Source organism: Pseudomonas poae, assembly GCA_028869255.1.
GTDB classification, from domain to species: domain Bacteria; phylum Pseudomonadota; class Gammaproteobacteria; order Pseudomonadales; family Pseudomonadaceae; genus Aquipseudomonas; species Aquipseudomonas poae_C.
In genome coordinates this window covers 3,335,924-3,350,826 of sequence record CP110972.1, presented here as the reverse complement: position 1 = coordinate 3,350,826, position 14,903 = coordinate 3,335,924, and the positions used below count along the sequence as shown (strand labels likewise).

General features: G+C 60.0%; 14 protein-coding genes. 9 read left to right on the top strand and 5 right to left on the bottom strand.

Translation table 11 applies throughout. The annotated features are described in order from the left end of the window. Positions 1 to 17: 17 nt before the first annotated feature. On the top strand, positions 18 to 644 hold the full coding sequence (locus LRS56_14970) for a TetR/AcrR family transcriptional regulator (protein WDU65629.1): 627 nt from the start codon (positions 18 to 20) through the stop codon (positions 642 to 644). Here LRS56_14970 and LRS56_14965 read toward each other — a convergent pair. Further along, entirely contained in the window at positions 641 to 1,210 is a 570-nt protein-coding gene (locus LRS56_14965) for a TetR/AcrR family transcriptional regulator C-terminal domain-containing protein (GenBank protein ID WDU65628.1), read from the bottom strand. The two genes, LRS56_14970 and LRS56_14965, sit on opposite strands and share 4 nt — an antisense overlap. 360 nt (positions 1,211 to 1,570) lie before the next feature. Between LRS56_14965 and LRS56_14960 the strand changes: the two genes are divergently transcribed. From LRS56_14960 to LRS56_14925, 8 genes are all read left to right on the top strand, one after another. Further along, positions 1,571 to 2,386: an alpha/beta hydrolase gene (locus LRS56_14960; GenBank protein ID WDU65627.1), complete on the top strand. Its 816-nt coding sequence runs from the start codon at positions 1,571 to 1,573 to the stop codon at positions 2,384 to 2,386. Next, positions 2,383 to 2,742, top strand: a complete 360-nt coding sequence (locus LRS56_14955) for a hypothetical protein (protein WDU65626.1) — start codon at positions 2,383 to 2,385, stop codon at positions 2,740 to 2,742. The genes LRS56_14960 and LRS56_14955 overlap by 4 nt, the downstream gene beginning before the upstream one ends. Beyond that, the gene (locus LRS56_14950; protein ID WDU65625.1) at positions 2,706 to 3,299 is read left to right on the top strand and encodes an alpha/beta fold hydrolase; all 594 of its coding nucleotides are present in this window, start codon (positions 2,706 to 2,708) and stop codon (positions 3,297 to 3,299) included. Before LRS56_14955 ends, LRS56_14950 begins: the two co-directional genes overlap by 37 nt. Before the next feature lie 63 nt (positions 3,300 to 3,362). Then, positions 3,363 to 4,991, top strand: coding sequence for an FAD-dependent oxidoreductase (locus tag LRS56_14945; protein ID WDU65624.1), 1,629 nt, complete (start codon positions 3,363 to 3,365; stop codon positions 4,989 to 4,991). A 10-nt stretch (positions 4,992 to 5,001) separates the two neighbouring features. Then, positions 5,002 to 5,412: a hypothetical protein gene (locus LRS56_14940; protein WDU65623.1), complete on the top strand. Its 411-nt coding sequence runs from the start codon at positions 5,002 to 5,004 to the stop codon at positions 5,410 to 5,412. Beyond that, on the top strand, positions 5,412 to 6,383 hold the full coding sequence (locus LRS56_14935; protein WDU65622.1) for a citrate transporter: 972 nt from the start codon (positions 5,412 to 5,414) through the stop codon (positions 6,381 to 6,383). Before LRS56_14940 ends, LRS56_14935 begins: the two co-directional genes overlap by 1 nt. 179 nt (positions 6,384 to 6,562) lie before the next feature. Further along, a complete protein-coding gene (locus LRS56_14930) occupies positions 6,563 to 8,389 on the top strand; it encodes a DUF1302 domain-containing protein (protein ID WDU65621.1) in 1,827 nt (608 codons plus the stop codon). A 12-nt stretch (positions 8,390 to 8,401) separates the two neighbouring features. Continuing rightward, entirely contained in the window at positions 8,402 to 9,757 is a 1,356-nt protein-coding gene (locus LRS56_14925) for a DUF1329 domain-containing protein (GenBank protein WDU65620.1), read from the top strand. A 43-nt stretch (positions 9,758 to 9,800) separates the two neighbouring features. Here LRS56_14925 and LRS56_14920 read toward each other — a convergent pair whose 3' ends face one another. From LRS56_14920 to LRS56_14905, 4 genes are all read right to left on the bottom strand, one after another. Next, positions 9,801 to 10,781 (bottom strand): helix-turn-helix domain-containing protein, encoded by a 981-nt coding sequence (locus LRS56_14920; protein WDU65619.1) that lies wholly within the window; start codon positions 10,779 to 10,781, stop codon positions 9,801 to 9,803. Positions 10,782 to 10,837: 56 nt separating this feature from the next. Further along, a complete protein-coding gene (locus tag LRS56_14915; protein WDU65618.1) occupies positions 10,838 to 12,316 on the bottom strand; it encodes an aldehyde dehydrogenase family protein in 1,479 nt (492 codons plus the stop codon). A gap of 61 nt (positions 12,317 to 12,377) precedes the next feature. After that, the gene (locus LRS56_14910; protein ID WDU65617.1) at positions 12,378 to 13,226 is read right to left on the bottom strand and encodes a VOC family protein; all 849 of its coding nucleotides are present in this window, start codon (positions 13,224 to 13,226) and stop codon (positions 12,378 to 12,380) included. After that, entirely contained in the window at positions 13,223 to 14,884 is a 1,662-nt protein-coding gene (locus LRS56_14905; protein ID WDU65616.1) for a bifunctional 3-(3-hydroxy-phenyl)propionate/3-hydroxycinnamic acid hydroxylase, read from the bottom strand. Before LRS56_14905 ends, LRS56_14910 begins: the two co-directional genes overlap by 4 nt. Positions 14,885 to 14,903: the final 19 nt, after the last annotated feature.

The following is a 14,903-nucleotide window of genomic DNA, read 5'->3' as shown; positions in this document are numbered from 1 at the left end:
GGAGTGGAGCAGGCGTTATGCGAGTCAGGACTGAAGCCAAACGCGAGGCCATCGTCGAGGCGGCCGCGCAGGTTTTTCTGGAGTTTGGCTTTGATGGTGCGTCGATGGCGCAGATTGCCACGCGTGTTGGCGGATCAAAGGGCACGTTGTACGGTTATTTCAGCAGCAAGGAGGAGTTGTTCGTCGAGGTCATGCACGGTATGGCCAAGCGTTACCTGGAGCCGATCTTCGAAGCGCTGCAGAAGGACCATGATGATTTGCGCCATGCCCTGCAGCAGTTCGGCGAGCGCACCCTGGCCGTGCTGTGCCTGGAAGCCTCGATCCAGGCACGCCGCGCGATCATCGCGCAGTCCGGGCGCAGTGACATAGGCCTGCGGTTCTACGAACGAGGGCCCAAGAAGGGTGTGCGCGAAGTCGCCACCTTTCTTGCACGCCAGGTCGAGGAGGGTAAGCTCCGGCCTTGTGATCCGGAGGTTGCAGCCTGCCACCTGATGGCGCTGCTCGATTCCGAAACGGTGATGCCCTGCTTGCTGGGCGTCACCCAGAAGCCTACGCCGGCCCATGTACGCGCGGCGGTCACGCGCGCGCTGGACACATTTCTCGCAGGGTATGCGCTGAGGCCCGACAGCGTCATGCGCACTTAGCCGGCCTTGCTGGCCTGCAGCGCGTGGTCCAGGCCGACGATGATCAGCTTGAGACCAAAGTGGAATTCATCCGTGATGGAAATATCCGACAAGTGCGGTGCGATTTGCACGGTTGCCGGGTATTTGCCCGGGTCCAACTGTTCAAAGAAGTCGCCCAGCTCAGCACTTGCGTTGTGTGAGTGCTGCCCGGCGGGGCTGAGCTGTCCGGCGAACCCGACCACATAGTGAGCAATGGTCGTGTAGGCGGAAGCTGCCAGTGGCGGGGTGAAACCGGCTTTCAAAAACATCCCCAGCACACGCTCGCGAAGCTCCAGACCGTTTGGTCCCAGAGGAATTTGCGTCGCCAGCAGCGGGACGATGTTCGGGTGCGCACTCAACTGCTGATAAAAGCGACTCATGCTCAGCGCACACGCGTCCTGCCAGGCCAAGCCTGCGTAGTCAGTTTCATCGCTCAGCAGCCCGCCCAGAAACCTGTCCGCCGCGTAGGCAAAAATCTCGTCCTTACTCTGGAAATGCCGATAGAGCGTTGCGGTGCCGGACCCCAGGCTGTCTGCCAGCATGCGCATGTTGAAAGCCTGAAACCCCACTGACTCAAGGACTTCCAGCGCCGTGGCGATGATCTTGTCGAAGGAGAGGGACGGGCGCCCGCGTGCGCCCGTTTTTGCTCACGCACAGGTTGGTTGCGCCACCACTGAGGGCTACCGGGGGGCACTGGGTTTTGGTCGTCTATGTTCATCGGCTGATCATGCTGTTCGGTTGACGGGACTTATAAACCGTTTGGTCATTAAGTGTCGAATGGTTCGCCTCTGGAAAACGCCAGTTGACACGCTTAACTTAATTATGGATACACTGTATCCGTAAATTGCAAAAGGCGCTGGATGCTTTGTGGGTTCAGCCATCCCTTCGTCAATCCGTCGAGGCCCGTAATGCCTGATGAACGTTTTTTCCAGGATGCCCAGTCCCGATTCGTCGTCATCGGGGGCACGCGAGTCCACTACAAGCGAGAGGGCAAAGGGCCGGTCATCGTGCTGTTGCATGGGAGCGGTTCTTCACTGCACTGCTTCGATAAATTAGTTCCTGCGTTACAGCAAAACTTTGAAGTGGTACGGGTTGACCTTGCGGGGTGCGGATTAAGTGGCGCGATGCCCGGCAGCGATTATCGGATCGAAGCCTACGTGCGCTTCGTCAAGGCGTTCGTAGAGCGGCTTGGACTGAGCAGGTTTCAACTTGGCGGAAACTCGTTGGGCGGCAATATCGCCTGGAACTTCGCGTTGGACCATCGAGATAACGTCCAACGGTTGATATTGATGAACGCGACCGGCTACCCGGAAAAGTCATTACCGGCGGCATTCCATCTGGCCCGCAGCGCGCTCGGAAGACTTGTGTTACGTCGTTTGATGTCGCGGCGTTCGACCGCAAAGAACCTGCGTAAGTTGGTGGGGCCGCGCACAGTCTTGGAAGAAGCGGTCATTGATCGGGTTTACAGCATGATGAGTATTCCCGCCAACCGGGAAGCGTTTATTCACTTTGCCAATACAGACCAGCGCGACCGTTCCGCAGACATTGGTAACATCAGAGCCCCCACGTTAGTGCTGCGCGGTGAGCGCGTAGATGGTCAGTATTTTGCGCGGGATATCCCTGGCAGCCAGGAAGTTGTTATCGCGGGCGTTGGGCGCCTGCTGCCGGAGGAAGCACCGGCGGAGATCGTCAACTCAATAACAGACACGCTGGGTGTCATATGAAACTTGCGCGCCTGTCGTACTTCGTCGCCAAGGGTGAAACCGATGCGTTGAGCCCCGCCGTGCGTTGCCGGTTACAGGGTGATTTCATTGCGTTATCGCAGGGCATTACGCACTACAGGTTGGCCGGCCCGGTGAATGGCGAAGTGGTGCTTCTGGTCCCCGGCCTGACGATCCCGCTGTTTTACTGGGACAGGTTTTCAACCTGCCTGCATCAGCAAGGTTTTCGGACACTGGCTTACAGCGCTTACGGCCGTGGCTATTCGGACCGCGTGCAGGGCGCCTATGACGCAGGGTTATTTGTGCGCCAGTTGCAGGACCTATGGTCGGCGCACTCGGGCTGGCGATTGATCATGTGATCGCAACGTCGATGGGCGCGCTGATTGCGATGACGCTGTTAACCGAGCACGGGTTTAAACCGAAAACGCTGACGTTGGTCGGGCCGGCCGGGCTTACCGGTAAAACAGCGCTCGCCGCGCGTATTGCAAAAGTCCCGGTGATTGCCGAAGTGTTCGGGCGGCACCTGGCCCGACAGTCGATTCTTTCGCATATACGGCACAACGTTAACACTGAGGCAGACGCGCAGTACCTCAACGCGATGATTCGTGACGCATTGAACTATGCAGGCACCATGTATTCATTGCTTTCAACATTGCGACACTTCCCGTTAACCGCGCAGCAGACACTATTTGATAAAACCGGAGCGCTCGAAATACCTACGTTATTAGTGTGGGGAGAGGACGACAACATCACCCCGGTTAATCACATGCCACACGCCCAGGTATTGCTCAAGCCCGAAGCGGCATTGGTAATCAAGGCGTGTGGCCATATGGCGCCGCTGGAACGCGCCGAACAACTGTCCGGGATAGTTTCAACGTTTTTAAACAACCGCCGTTTACCCCGTCGCCTTATATAAAACCCGAGTAAGCGCCTGGAGAGTGGGCGGCCGGGATCTTTTTAATTACTGGACGTTTTTACCATGAACGTAATTCAACGTGTCAGCAGCACCGTGACCGATGTACTTATTATTGGTGCCGGCCCTACCGGACTTACACTGGCCTGCGAGTTGGCCCGCCGCGGTATTAAATGCCGCATCATTGAAAAGTCTCCCAGACCTTTTAACGGTTCGCGTGGCAAAGGTATTCAGCCGCGTACGCTGGAAGTATTCAATAACCTGGGAGTGGCGCACGCCATCCTGCGAGCCGGCGCCAGTTACCCGTTGATGAAACTGCATCTGCCGCTCATCGGGATTGAGTGGGCGATGATCAAACACCGCAAGCAAACCCCCGATGTGCCCTTTCCCAATACCTGCCTGATTCCGCAATGGCGCACCGAAGAGATCCTGCGCGCGCGGTTGCTGGAACTCGGTGGGTCAGTCGAATGGGCGACCGAAGCCCATGGCCTTACCCAGGACGCAGAAGGGGTGGACGTCCCGGTGGTGTGCAACGGCATCAACAGCACGATCCGTGCACGCTACGTTGTGGGTGCCGATGGCGGCCGCAGCTTTGTGCGCAAACAATTGGGTGTGCAGTTTGTCGGAACCACCTCCCAGGAGGGTCGGATGATCGTGGGGGATGTGCAGGTCGAGGGGCTGGGTCGAAATAACTGGCATGTCTGGCCCTCGCTGCGTAACGGGATGGTTGGCTTGTGCCCGCTGCCCCACACCCATCTATTCCAGATCATGCTCAGGGTGCATCCCTCCGAGCAGGACCCCGAGTTGTCGGAGCGCTCGATTCAAGAGCGCTGGTTGGCGATTACCGGCAATAAGACGATTCGCCTTCACAGTCCCGAATGGCTGTCGCTGTTCAGGCCGAATGTCCGGCTGGTTGAAAAGTACCGGGTGGGCCGTGCCCTGCTGGCGGGTGATGCCGCGCATGTGCATACCCCGGCAGGCGCGCAGGGGCTGAATACCGGCGTGCAGGATGCCTGCAACCTGGGCTGGAAACTGGCCCTCGTCCTGCAGGGGGCCTGTGAAGCACTGCTGGATACTTATCAGGAAGAACGCATGCCCGTGGCGGCAGCCGTGTTGGAAATATCCAGCGAACTGTTTGGCTCGGTCAGCAGTGTGCGCCTTCCGAAATTCACTCGCGGTGACGTGGAGCGCCAATTGCAAATCAACTACCGCGAAAGCTCCTTGAGTCAGGGCGGCGCGGCAGAGCGAACGCCACTGCTGGCCGCCGGCGACAGAGCCCCGGATGCACCTTGCTCCAGTCGCCGAACCGGCAGCACCACGTTGTTTGATGTGTTCAGAGGTACTCACTTTACGGTGTTGGCCTTTGGTGAAAAGGCGATTGAAGCGGCGCGAAACCTTAACGTTGTCGAGGGTCTGGTGAGAGTCGTCGCCATTCGCCCGCACCTTATCGCCAATGATGAGGCGTATGACTTGGCCGACGACCGACTGCATGCGCGCATGGCTTACGGCATAGGCAGCACTGAAAATGTCACGGTGCTGGTGCGCCCTGACGGTTACATCGCCAGGGTTTGCACCTACAACTGGAAGGCCAGCACCGAAGGTTACTTTTCCGAGATCGGCTGTTCAACGCTCACCGGTTTGCAACAGGCCGGTTCAGGGCCGTCACTGCTTGACCGTATGAGCACTGGGGCCTGAGGAATTGAACGTGACCAAATCAGCGGCTGTGACGCTTTTGTACGCGCTCCTTATCGGCTTGTTGCTCGCACTTGGCACGCTCGAATTACCCGTCGAGGTTCCGGTGCGGGTGATACAGGCAGCGTTGGTCATCGCCTTTACCCTGTGTGCCTGGGCCTTTGGGTTGTTGGCCGAGCCGCTGCCCACGCTGGCGTTTTTCCTGTTGGTGGTGCTGTTTGGTATTGCCCCTGCCAACGTGGTGTTTTCCGGTTTCAGCTCCACCGCGTGGTGGCTGGTTTTCGGCGGAAGCGTACTCGGCGCGGCGATTAACACCACCGGGCTGGGGGGCGCATCGCCGCCGGTGCCTTCAGGGGCAATCAGCGTACGTACAACAGTTATCTGTGGCGCGTGGCCCTGCTGTGTGTGGTGTTGGCGTTTCTGATGCCCTCGACCACGGGGCGCATCCTTTTGCTGACACCCATCGTGATGGCGCTGGCCAGAGAGCTCGGTTATGCACCCGGGTCCAATGGGCATACCGGTCTGGTACTGACGGTGGCCGCCTGCAGCTACATGCCACCGACCAGTATCCTCCCGGCCAATTTGCCCAACAGCGTACTGCTCGGCGCGGCTGAGTCCATGTATGGGATTCACCTGGCGTACGCGCCTTACTTGCTTGCGCACTTTCCCGTGCTGGGGCTGGCCAAGGCCGGGTTGATCGTCGTGATGATCGCCAGGCTGTTCCCAGAGCGCCGGCCATGCCTGCCGGTGGCACGCACGCAGAGTGCGCCGCTGACGGTGCCGGAGCGCAATTTGCTCTGGGTATTGGGGCTATCGGTGCTGTTGTTCATGACTGACTTCATTCATGGCGTATCACCCGCCTGGGTGTCGTTGGGCGCTGCGCTGGTATGCCTGTGGCCGGCGATGAACATCCTGAGCGTCAAGGCGTTCACCGAAGGCGTGCATGTGACGCCGCTGATTTTTGTCGCAGGCTTTTTGGGCCTTGGCGCGGTAGTCGCGGACAGCGGTATTGGACTCATGTTGGGCCGCACCTTGCTGGGTTGGGCCCACCTGAGCCCTGAACATCCGGCCGTGGCGGTGGGTGTTATCACCGCCATCAGCACGGTAATCGGCCTGGTGACGACCTTGCCCAGCCTGCCGGCGGTATTGACCCCTCTGGCTGGGGAGTTTGCTGGCGCAAGCGGGCTGAGCCTGCCCTCGACGCTGATGCTGCAAGTGCCGGTCTTTGGGCTGTTGATCTTTCCCTATCAGTGCCCGCCGATTGTGCTGGCCATGACGATGGGGCACGTCAGCCTGAAGCAGGCCACCGGGCTGTTTTTACGGGTGTCACTGATGACCGTGCTGGTTTTGTTTCCACTGGATTATGTGTGGTGGAAAACCCTCGGCCTGCTCTGAACAACACGCCGCTCTGTTGCACCGAATGCTGTCGATACACCCACCCCGTCATGCCCTCGAAAGCTGACGAGCAGGAACGGCTGTACCCGCAAAACCCGACACACGCGTAACGAACCAAAACAACAACAAGAGGTAGTCAACGCAATGAACACTAAAACTCCCCCTGGCATCGAGCGGCCTTGCCGCTGACCATCAGCTTCGCTGCAGGCCTGCAGAGCCTTCCGGCGTTGGCCGTGTCGTTCAATATGGGCGAGATCGAAGGGCAGTTCGACTCAAGCTTGTCGGTGGGCGCCGGCTGGTCTACCAGTGACCGAGACGCCAAGCTGCTCAATAGCGCCAGCGCCGACGATGGCCGCCGCAACTTCAAAAAAGGCGAGACCTTCTCCAAGGTGTTCAAGGGCGTGCACGACCTGGAACTCAAGTACGGCGATTCGGGTGTGTTCGTACGTGGCAAGTACTGGTACGACTTTGAACTCAAGGACGAACATCGTCTGTTCAAGGACATCGACGACACCAACCGCAAGGAAGGCGCGAAGTCTGCCGGCGCAGAAATTCTCGATGCGTTTGTCTATCACAACTACATGATTCGCGATCTGCCGGGCACCGTTCGCCTCGGCAAACAAGTGGTGAGCTGGGGCGAAAGCACATTCATCTCGGGCGGCATCAACAGCATCAACCCGGTAGATGTCGCCTCTTTTCGACGGCCCGGCGCCGAGATCAAGGAAGGGCTGATCCCGGTCAATATGTTTTACCTGTCGCAGAACCTGACCGAGAACGTCTCTGCCGAGGCGTTTTACCAACTGGAATGGGACCAGACAGTGCTCGATAACTGCGGGACGTTTTTCTCGCAGATCGACGTGATGGCCGACGGTTGTGGCGGCTTGTTTGCCGGGCCAGACCTTACAGGCAGTGCCGCGGCCAAAGCCGCGTTGAAACCCTTTGGGATCAATATGACATCCGAGGGCATTGAGATGCCGCGTTCCGGTGATCGCGATGCCCGCGACGGCGGTCAGTGGGGCGCGGCGTTGCACTGGTTCGCGCCTGAGCTGGACAGCGAGTTCGGTGCCTATTTCATGAACTACCACAGCCGCCAGGCGTATTTCAGCGTGGCAGGCGGCGCGCACATGGCTGACACGGGGTTCGCTCAAAGCCTGTGCGGCAATCTGGGGATCGGGGCGGGCGGCTGTGGGGCGTTTCTCTCGAGTGACAGTGGGCAGAGCCTTGCCCAGGGCTACCGGCTGGGCAGTTCCCACTACTATGCCGAATACCCCGAAGACATCCGCCTGTATGGCTTGAGCTTCAGCACCAGTTTGTCCACGGGCACCACGCTGTCCGGCGAGATCAGCTACCGCCCGAACATGCCGATTCAAATCAACGCAGTGGACCTTGTAACGGCGGTGGTTGGCGAGTCAAGCCTGACCCCGGTGCTGTCCTCGGGCGCCGTTTCGTTGACCAATAATGCAGTGATCACCGGCTACCGGCGTAAAGAAGTGACCCAAGCCCAGGTCACCGCCACGCACTTTTTCGACCAGGTATTGGGCGCCGAGCGCCTGACACTGGTCGGCGAAGTCGGGGTTACGCATATCGCCGGCCTGGAGGGCAAAGGGGGCCTGCGTTATGGCCGCAGCACGTCGTACGGGCAGGGCGCGCTTGCCGATAACAGCCTGTGCACCGGGACCACCAACACCGAAGCCCCGCAAAACTGTGACAACAATGGTTTCGCCACACCGACCTCCTGGGGTTACCGGGTGCGCGCGGCGCTGGACTACAACGATGTGATCCCCGGCGTGGCCTTGCGGCCCAACCTTGCCTGGTCCCATGACGTCTCCGGCTACGGCCCCGAACCCGGTTTCAACGAAGGCTCGAAGGCGATCAGCCTGGGCCTGGATGCCACCTACCTCAACACCTATAACGCCAGCCTGTCGTACACCAACTATTTCGGTGGCGCCTACAACGTAAACGTGGACCGCGACTTCCTGGCGCTGAGCTTTGGCGTTTCTTTCTGAGTGGAGATAACAATGAAAACATCCCATGTGTTATTCGGCGCGTTCAGCCTGATGGCCGCTGCCGCACACGGCGCCGTACCCGCCAGCGAAGCCGCCAAACTCAACAGCAGTCTCACGCCGGTCGGCGCCCAGCGTGCCGGCAATGCAGACGGCAGTATCCCGGCCTGGACCGGTGGCCTTCCCCAGGGCGCCGGCACAGTCGACAAGTCCGGCGCGCTGTCTGATCCATTTGCCACCGACAAACCGTTGTTCACCATCACGGCACAGAACGTCGCCCAGTACCAAGGCAAGCTGAGCGACGGTGAAATGGCCATGCTCAAGCGTTATCCGGACAGCTACCACATCACGGTTTACCCCACTCACCGTAGCGTCAACCTGCCCGAAAAAGTGACCGCGGCGATTGCGCGCAATGCGCTGCATACCCAGTTGATTTCCGAGGGTAATGGCCTGGAAAACTACGAGATGGGCACGCCTTTCCCGATTCCGCAAAATGGCCTCGAAGTGCTGTGGAACCATATCGGCCGTTATCGTGGCGGCAGTGCCCATCGCAGCCATGTGCAGGCCACACCGTTGGCCGACGGGACCTTTGTGCCGGTGTACTTCAACCAGCAGTTTGTCTACCGCGAACAGATGAAGGATTTCGACCCGAAGAACCCCGGCAATGTGCTGTTCTATTACAAGCAATTGGTCACGGCGCCCGCACGCCTGGCAGGGGATGTAGTGCTGGTGCACGAACCGCTCGACCAGGTTAAAACGCCGCGCATGGCCTGGATCTACAGCGCGGGCCAACGCCGCGTGCGCCGTGCCCCGCAGATCGCCTACGACGGGCCTTACCCGGCCTCCGATGGCCAGCGCGTTGCGGACAACCTGGACATGTTCAACGGCGCCCCTGACCGCTATGACTGGAAGCTTGTGGGCAAGAAAGAACTCTACATTCCCTACAACAGTTACAAGCTTGAATCGCCCCAGTACACCTATGCCGACGTGGTCAAGCCCGGGCATGTCAATTCAGACCTGACCCGCTATGAACTGCACCGCGTGTGGGTAGTGGAAGCCACCTTGAAAGCCGGCCAGCGGCATATATATGCCAAGCGAGTGCTGTATTTCGACGAAGACTCCTGGCAGATCGCACTCGCCGACCACTACGACGCGCACAACACGTTGTGGCGAGTGTCCGAAGGCTATGTGACCCCGCGCTATGACAGGCAACTGCCGTGGCTTGGTGTGGAGGCGGTGTATGACCTGATCAACGGGCGCTACATCGTTTCAGGCATGCGTAACGAAGAAAAAGAGCCGATTGAATTCGGTTTCTCGGCAGTGTCCGCCGAGTTCACCCCCACCGCGTTGCGCAACACCGGGGTGCGCTGACAGGGGCCTGGGCCGCCATTACCGGCGGCTCGACCGGCGTGGGTCATTGCGCTGCGCTGGCCGTTTCACGGTATAGCCTGGGAGGCATGCCGAACGCTGCCTTGAAGTGCCGACTGAAGTGCGCGCTGCTGCCATAGCCCCAGGCATAGGCAATGTCGGTAAGCGAGCGATGGTGCAAATCACGGTTGCGCAGGTCTTGCGCGCAGCGCGCCACGCGGCGCTGCCAGATGTACTCGCTGACACTGCAACCGAACGCGTCCTGGAACGCTCGATGCAGGCTGCGCACCGAGCATTGCTCGGCAAAGGCGATGCGTTCGATGCTCAGGTCGCGGTCGGCCAGGTGCAGTTCGATATAGCGCTTGAGGCGGTTTTGCTTGTAGTGACGGAAGTCGTGTTCGAGCTTTTTCTCTTCCTGTTTGTTGCCCAGTGCATTGTTCAGCAGCCCGACAATACTCTCGCCGACCAGCGCCGCCGACTGGCTGTTCAGCAGCGGGTATTGGCTGTAGGCGTCAACGATCAGGTGCATCAACATCCGACCAAGCCCGTTGCGCGCGCTGATATGCAGGTCGTCGGCGTCCAGTGCCTGCCCGGCGCCTTCATTGAACAACAGGATGAAGTGCTCACAGCCTTGTGGGCTGCTGACATTGAAGGGTTGAGCGCAGTCGACCACCAGCAACTCGTCGGGCGCCAAGGCGTTGCTGTGCTTGCCTTGCTGGAAATGACTGACGCCGGCGGTTTGCAGGATCAGCATGCGCGATGTGTCGGGCGCCTCGACTGCTTTGCTCAGGTGACGGGAGTAGCGATGCGCGCTGGCGGTCATGCGGCAAAAGCGTAGTTTACCGAGGTCGCCGTACTCCAGGCGGCCCCGGAAATCGGCATCGTGCAGGGGTTCTATGTGGGTGGACTCGAGGCGCTTGATGTACTCCGGCGTGCGCCCAAGGTTGTCACTCATAAACTCTTTCCACCTCATCAGGCGGTCGGAACGCATCACTTGATCGGTAGAAACGCAGGCTAGATTGCTCATGGATCGCCTCTTTTTATTGTTATGGGCCGGGCCACCTGGGTGGCCCGGCCGGTTTCCTAGAACGGGTAGTTGTGGCTCCCAGGTTGCCAGGTCACCCAGTGCGCACGGGTAAACTCATCCAGGGCATAGTGACCGTTGAAACGTCCCAGGCCCGAGTTCTTTTCACCCCCGAACGGGGCGTTGGGTTGGTCATCTACGGTGATGTCGTTAATGTGCGTCATCCCCGCCACAATGCCACGTGAAAAATTCAGCGCGCGCGCCATATCTTTGCTGAATACGGCGCTGGACAGCCCATATTCGCTGGCGTTGGCCAAGGTCAGCGCATGCGCTTCGTTCTCGGCGATCAACAACGGCAGCAAGGGGCCGAAAGTCTCATCGTGCGCCAGTTCGTGGTCAAAGGGCACTTCCCCATACACGTGGGGCGGCAGCACCAGCCCGGATGGCGAGCCGCCGTGGAGTCGTTTCAGGCCCGCACTGTCGGCGGCGTCGATCTTGCGCAGTAAACCCTCCAGCTGGCTGCGGTTGATGACTGGGCCAATCACCGTATCAGGGTGGTCCGGATCACCGGTTTTCAGCTTGCGCACGCGTTCCACCACCAATGCCGTGAAGTCTGCATAGCGCGCGCGGTCGACAATCACCCGGTTCACACTCATGCAAATCTGGCCCTGGTGCAGGAAGCGTCCAACCACCGCAGCGTGCGCGGCAATCTCGATATCCGCATCGTCCAGCACCACCAGCGGCGCGTTGCCGCCAAGCTCCAGAGCCACGCGCTTGATGTGCTGGCCGCCGGTGGCAATACGCCCGACATTGCGCCCCACATCGGTAGATCCGGTAAATGAAATCAGGCTGGGCACCGGGTGCCCGACAAACGCGTCGCCAATTTCCGCACCGGCGCCGACCACCACATTCAGCGTGCCCTCGGGAAAACCGGCCTCTTCGAACAGGTGCGCAATCAGCAAGCCTCCGGTCACGGCCGTGTCGCTGGCGGGTTTGAGCACCACTGTATTACCCAGCGCCAGCGCCGGAACCACCGAACGCATGCTCAGGTAGAGCGGAAAATTCCAGGGGCTGATAACCCCGATCACACCCAGCGGCTCGCGAAACACGAAGCTCTGTTCGCCGGGCTTGTAACTGCTCAGGATACGCCCCTCCACCTGCATGGGCAGCCCGATGCACTCACGCACCAGATTCAGGGTGAATTGCCATTCCATGGTTGCCTTGATACGGGTACTGCCGGATTCGCGAATCAGCCAGTCAATCATTTCCTCGCTGCGCTGTTGGATCACCTGAGCGAGTTTTTCCAATTGCGCACCGCGTGCGGTCGGGTGCAATGTCGCCCACGGCGTCTGCGCACGGTGTGCCGCTGCGTAGGCCGCGTCAAGGTCGGCGACGCTGGCCAACGGCATCTCCAGCAAGGTTTCGCCGTTAAAGGGGTTGCGATCATTCAGCTTGGCCGAGGAGCGGCCGGTACGCCAAATGCCGTCGATGAACTGGTCGCCGCTGATGGCGTAAGGGGTTGGACGTTGGGCAGTCATGGTTTTACCTTCGGGTCGATGGAGCGCGCGGTTTTAGCGAAAGACGGCGAACCGTCCGATCTCAGGTTCTGATCCACGCGCGCCCCCAGGAATTGAGCGTGTGTTCTTCCTGCGGCCAGGTGCCTGGAGGGTCGGTCGCTTCGGTAATTTGCAACTCCGCCGAGAACTCAAGCCGGTTGCGGTCGGCGTCCACCACCATGAAGAACAGATTGTTGCCTGGCCCATGGCGGCCAGGGCCAAAGAAGATGCTGATGCGCTCCTTGGCAAAGCGGTCGCCCCAGTCGCGAATGTCGTTCCATTCGTTGGTTTCGTAACAGTGGTGGTCCCACTCGTTTTTCGAGCCCCGGAAGAACGCCAGCGAATGGTGTTCATCGTCCGAACGCAGGAAACACACCATTAACTGGCCGCTCTGTTGGTCGACCACGCTGTCGGAGACCGTGAAGCCAACGGTGTTGACGTAGAACTCAATCATCGCTTCCAGCTCAGTGGTCTGGAACACCACATGCTGCAAGCGGCCGGGCATGCCGGCCTGGGCGCTATTCATGTGCGCCTGGCAGACGCCGAAAATCGTCTGGCGACCTTGCGGGTCGCGAATCGCGAAGGCCCCTTGCGCGAGCAGCGGCGAACGTAGGTCTTCGATGATGCAGTTGCGTTTGCGCAGGCGGTGGCGCAGCGCGGCGAGTTTTTCCGGGGTCGCCAGGTCATAGGCCGCTGCCAGCAGGCCGCAGTGGTCGGCCGGGGAGAGCAGCATGGCCCGGTTTGGCCCTCTGAGAACCCAACTGCCGTCTGCCTGAGGTTGGCAGTTCATGTCCATCATGCGCTGGTAGAAGTCGATCTGCCGTTGCGGTTCTTTGCTTGCCAGGTGCAAATAGCACAGGCGGGCGGGGGTCGACGTTTGCAGTGTATTCATACGCACCTCGTGAGCGTGACGGATGTTGGAAACGACGGTTGTGCTACCGGCTCACCGGTTGGCACGGCACCGAACAGTGATTGCAAAGCCTCGGCACTGGCGGTCTCGGTTGCACCTTGGAAAATCGCGGCCACATAGCGATCAGGCCGCAACAGGAAAAAGCCGCCCCGCGTACCCAGCAAATCCTTCAGCACGCCCTGGCGGTCCTGCAATACCGTGCAGCCGGGCAGGGTTGGCGCTTCAGTGCCGGAACCCGGCAGGATCAGAATCCGCCGAGCCTCCAAGTGCGCCCACAAGGGGTGCTGCAGTTTATCTACGCGTTGCTCGCGAGGGTCGCCATATTGAATCAGGGCGAAACCCGCACCGATGTAATCGTCGAGCAGGCGTTCAACGCCATGGCTGTCGGTGAGGCTTGGCTGAGGGAACATCTGCCCACTGGACAAGTTGCCCAGCGCACCTTCACTGAGTACCAGCCCTTGGCGCAGGCGCGGTTTTGGTTTGAAACGCATTTGTAAGAAGTAGTCGCGCAGCGGCGGTACCAGCCCAATCAGTGCGAAGGCGCCACTGATCAAGCGCGCCCTCAGCACGCTGGCGGGCGCCATCACCACCCCCAGGTTCAGCGCGAGCTTGATCAATGCCCAGGCGTGATCGCGCCGTTCGCTTTCATAGGTTTGCAAAATCGCCGGGGCCATTTTCCCGCTTACCACGCCGATCAGCTTCCAGGCCAGGTTATGCGCATCGCGCACGCCGCTGTTCATGCCTTGGCCAGCGTAGGGTGGGGTGAGGTGGGCTGCATCGCCGGCGAGCAACACGCGGTTGACTTGCCAGCGTTCGGCAATGCGCGCGTGAAAGGTGTACACGGTTTTACGCACGATAGAGACCGCTGCATCGCCTTTGAACGGGCGCAGCAGGGTCTGCAAGCGCTCGGGGCTGAGCATCTGTGCGTCGCTTTCGTCGTTCTTCAGCATGAACTCGAAGCGCCGCGTGCGGTGCGGGCCGGGGACCTCGACGATGGGACGGCGCGCATCGCAGTACACGCGGGTTTGCCAGAACGCGTCATCGTCCTGATCGGTATCCACCACCAGCCAGCGGGAGGCGAAACTGGAGCCGACCATATTGATCCCCAGCTGTTTGCGTACCGGGCTGCGCCCACCATCACAGGCGATCAGGTAGTCGGCTTGCACCTCGAGCAGTTGTTTGTTGCCGTCCACGATCAGCGCACGCACACCGAACTCGTCTTGGGTGAACTCCAGCAGTTCGTGGTTGAAGCGTGCGGTCAGGCAAGTAAAACGCTCCAGGCCGGCCCTCAAGGTGCTTTCGAACAACGGCTGGCGGAACGCGTTGCGCTTTGGAAAACCATACAGCTTGCCGCTGGGTTCGACTTTGCCGAAGCAACGGCCGCCAGGGCGCGTGAAGTAATGCACGCCATAGCCCGCCACCACGTCCGCCAGTACCTCCTGGCTCAAGCCCAGCGCTTGCATGGTGCGCAACGATTCATCATCAATCGAAACTGCTCGGGGTTCGGTGACAGTGCCGGGTTTGCTGTCGATCACCCAGGCGTCCACGCCCGCCTGTCCAAGCAGGTTAGCCAGGGTCAGCCCGGTGGGGCCGGCGCCGACGATCAGGACACGCGTGTTGATACTGTTCAGGGTTGTCATTGTTGTTCCCCTACGAGTG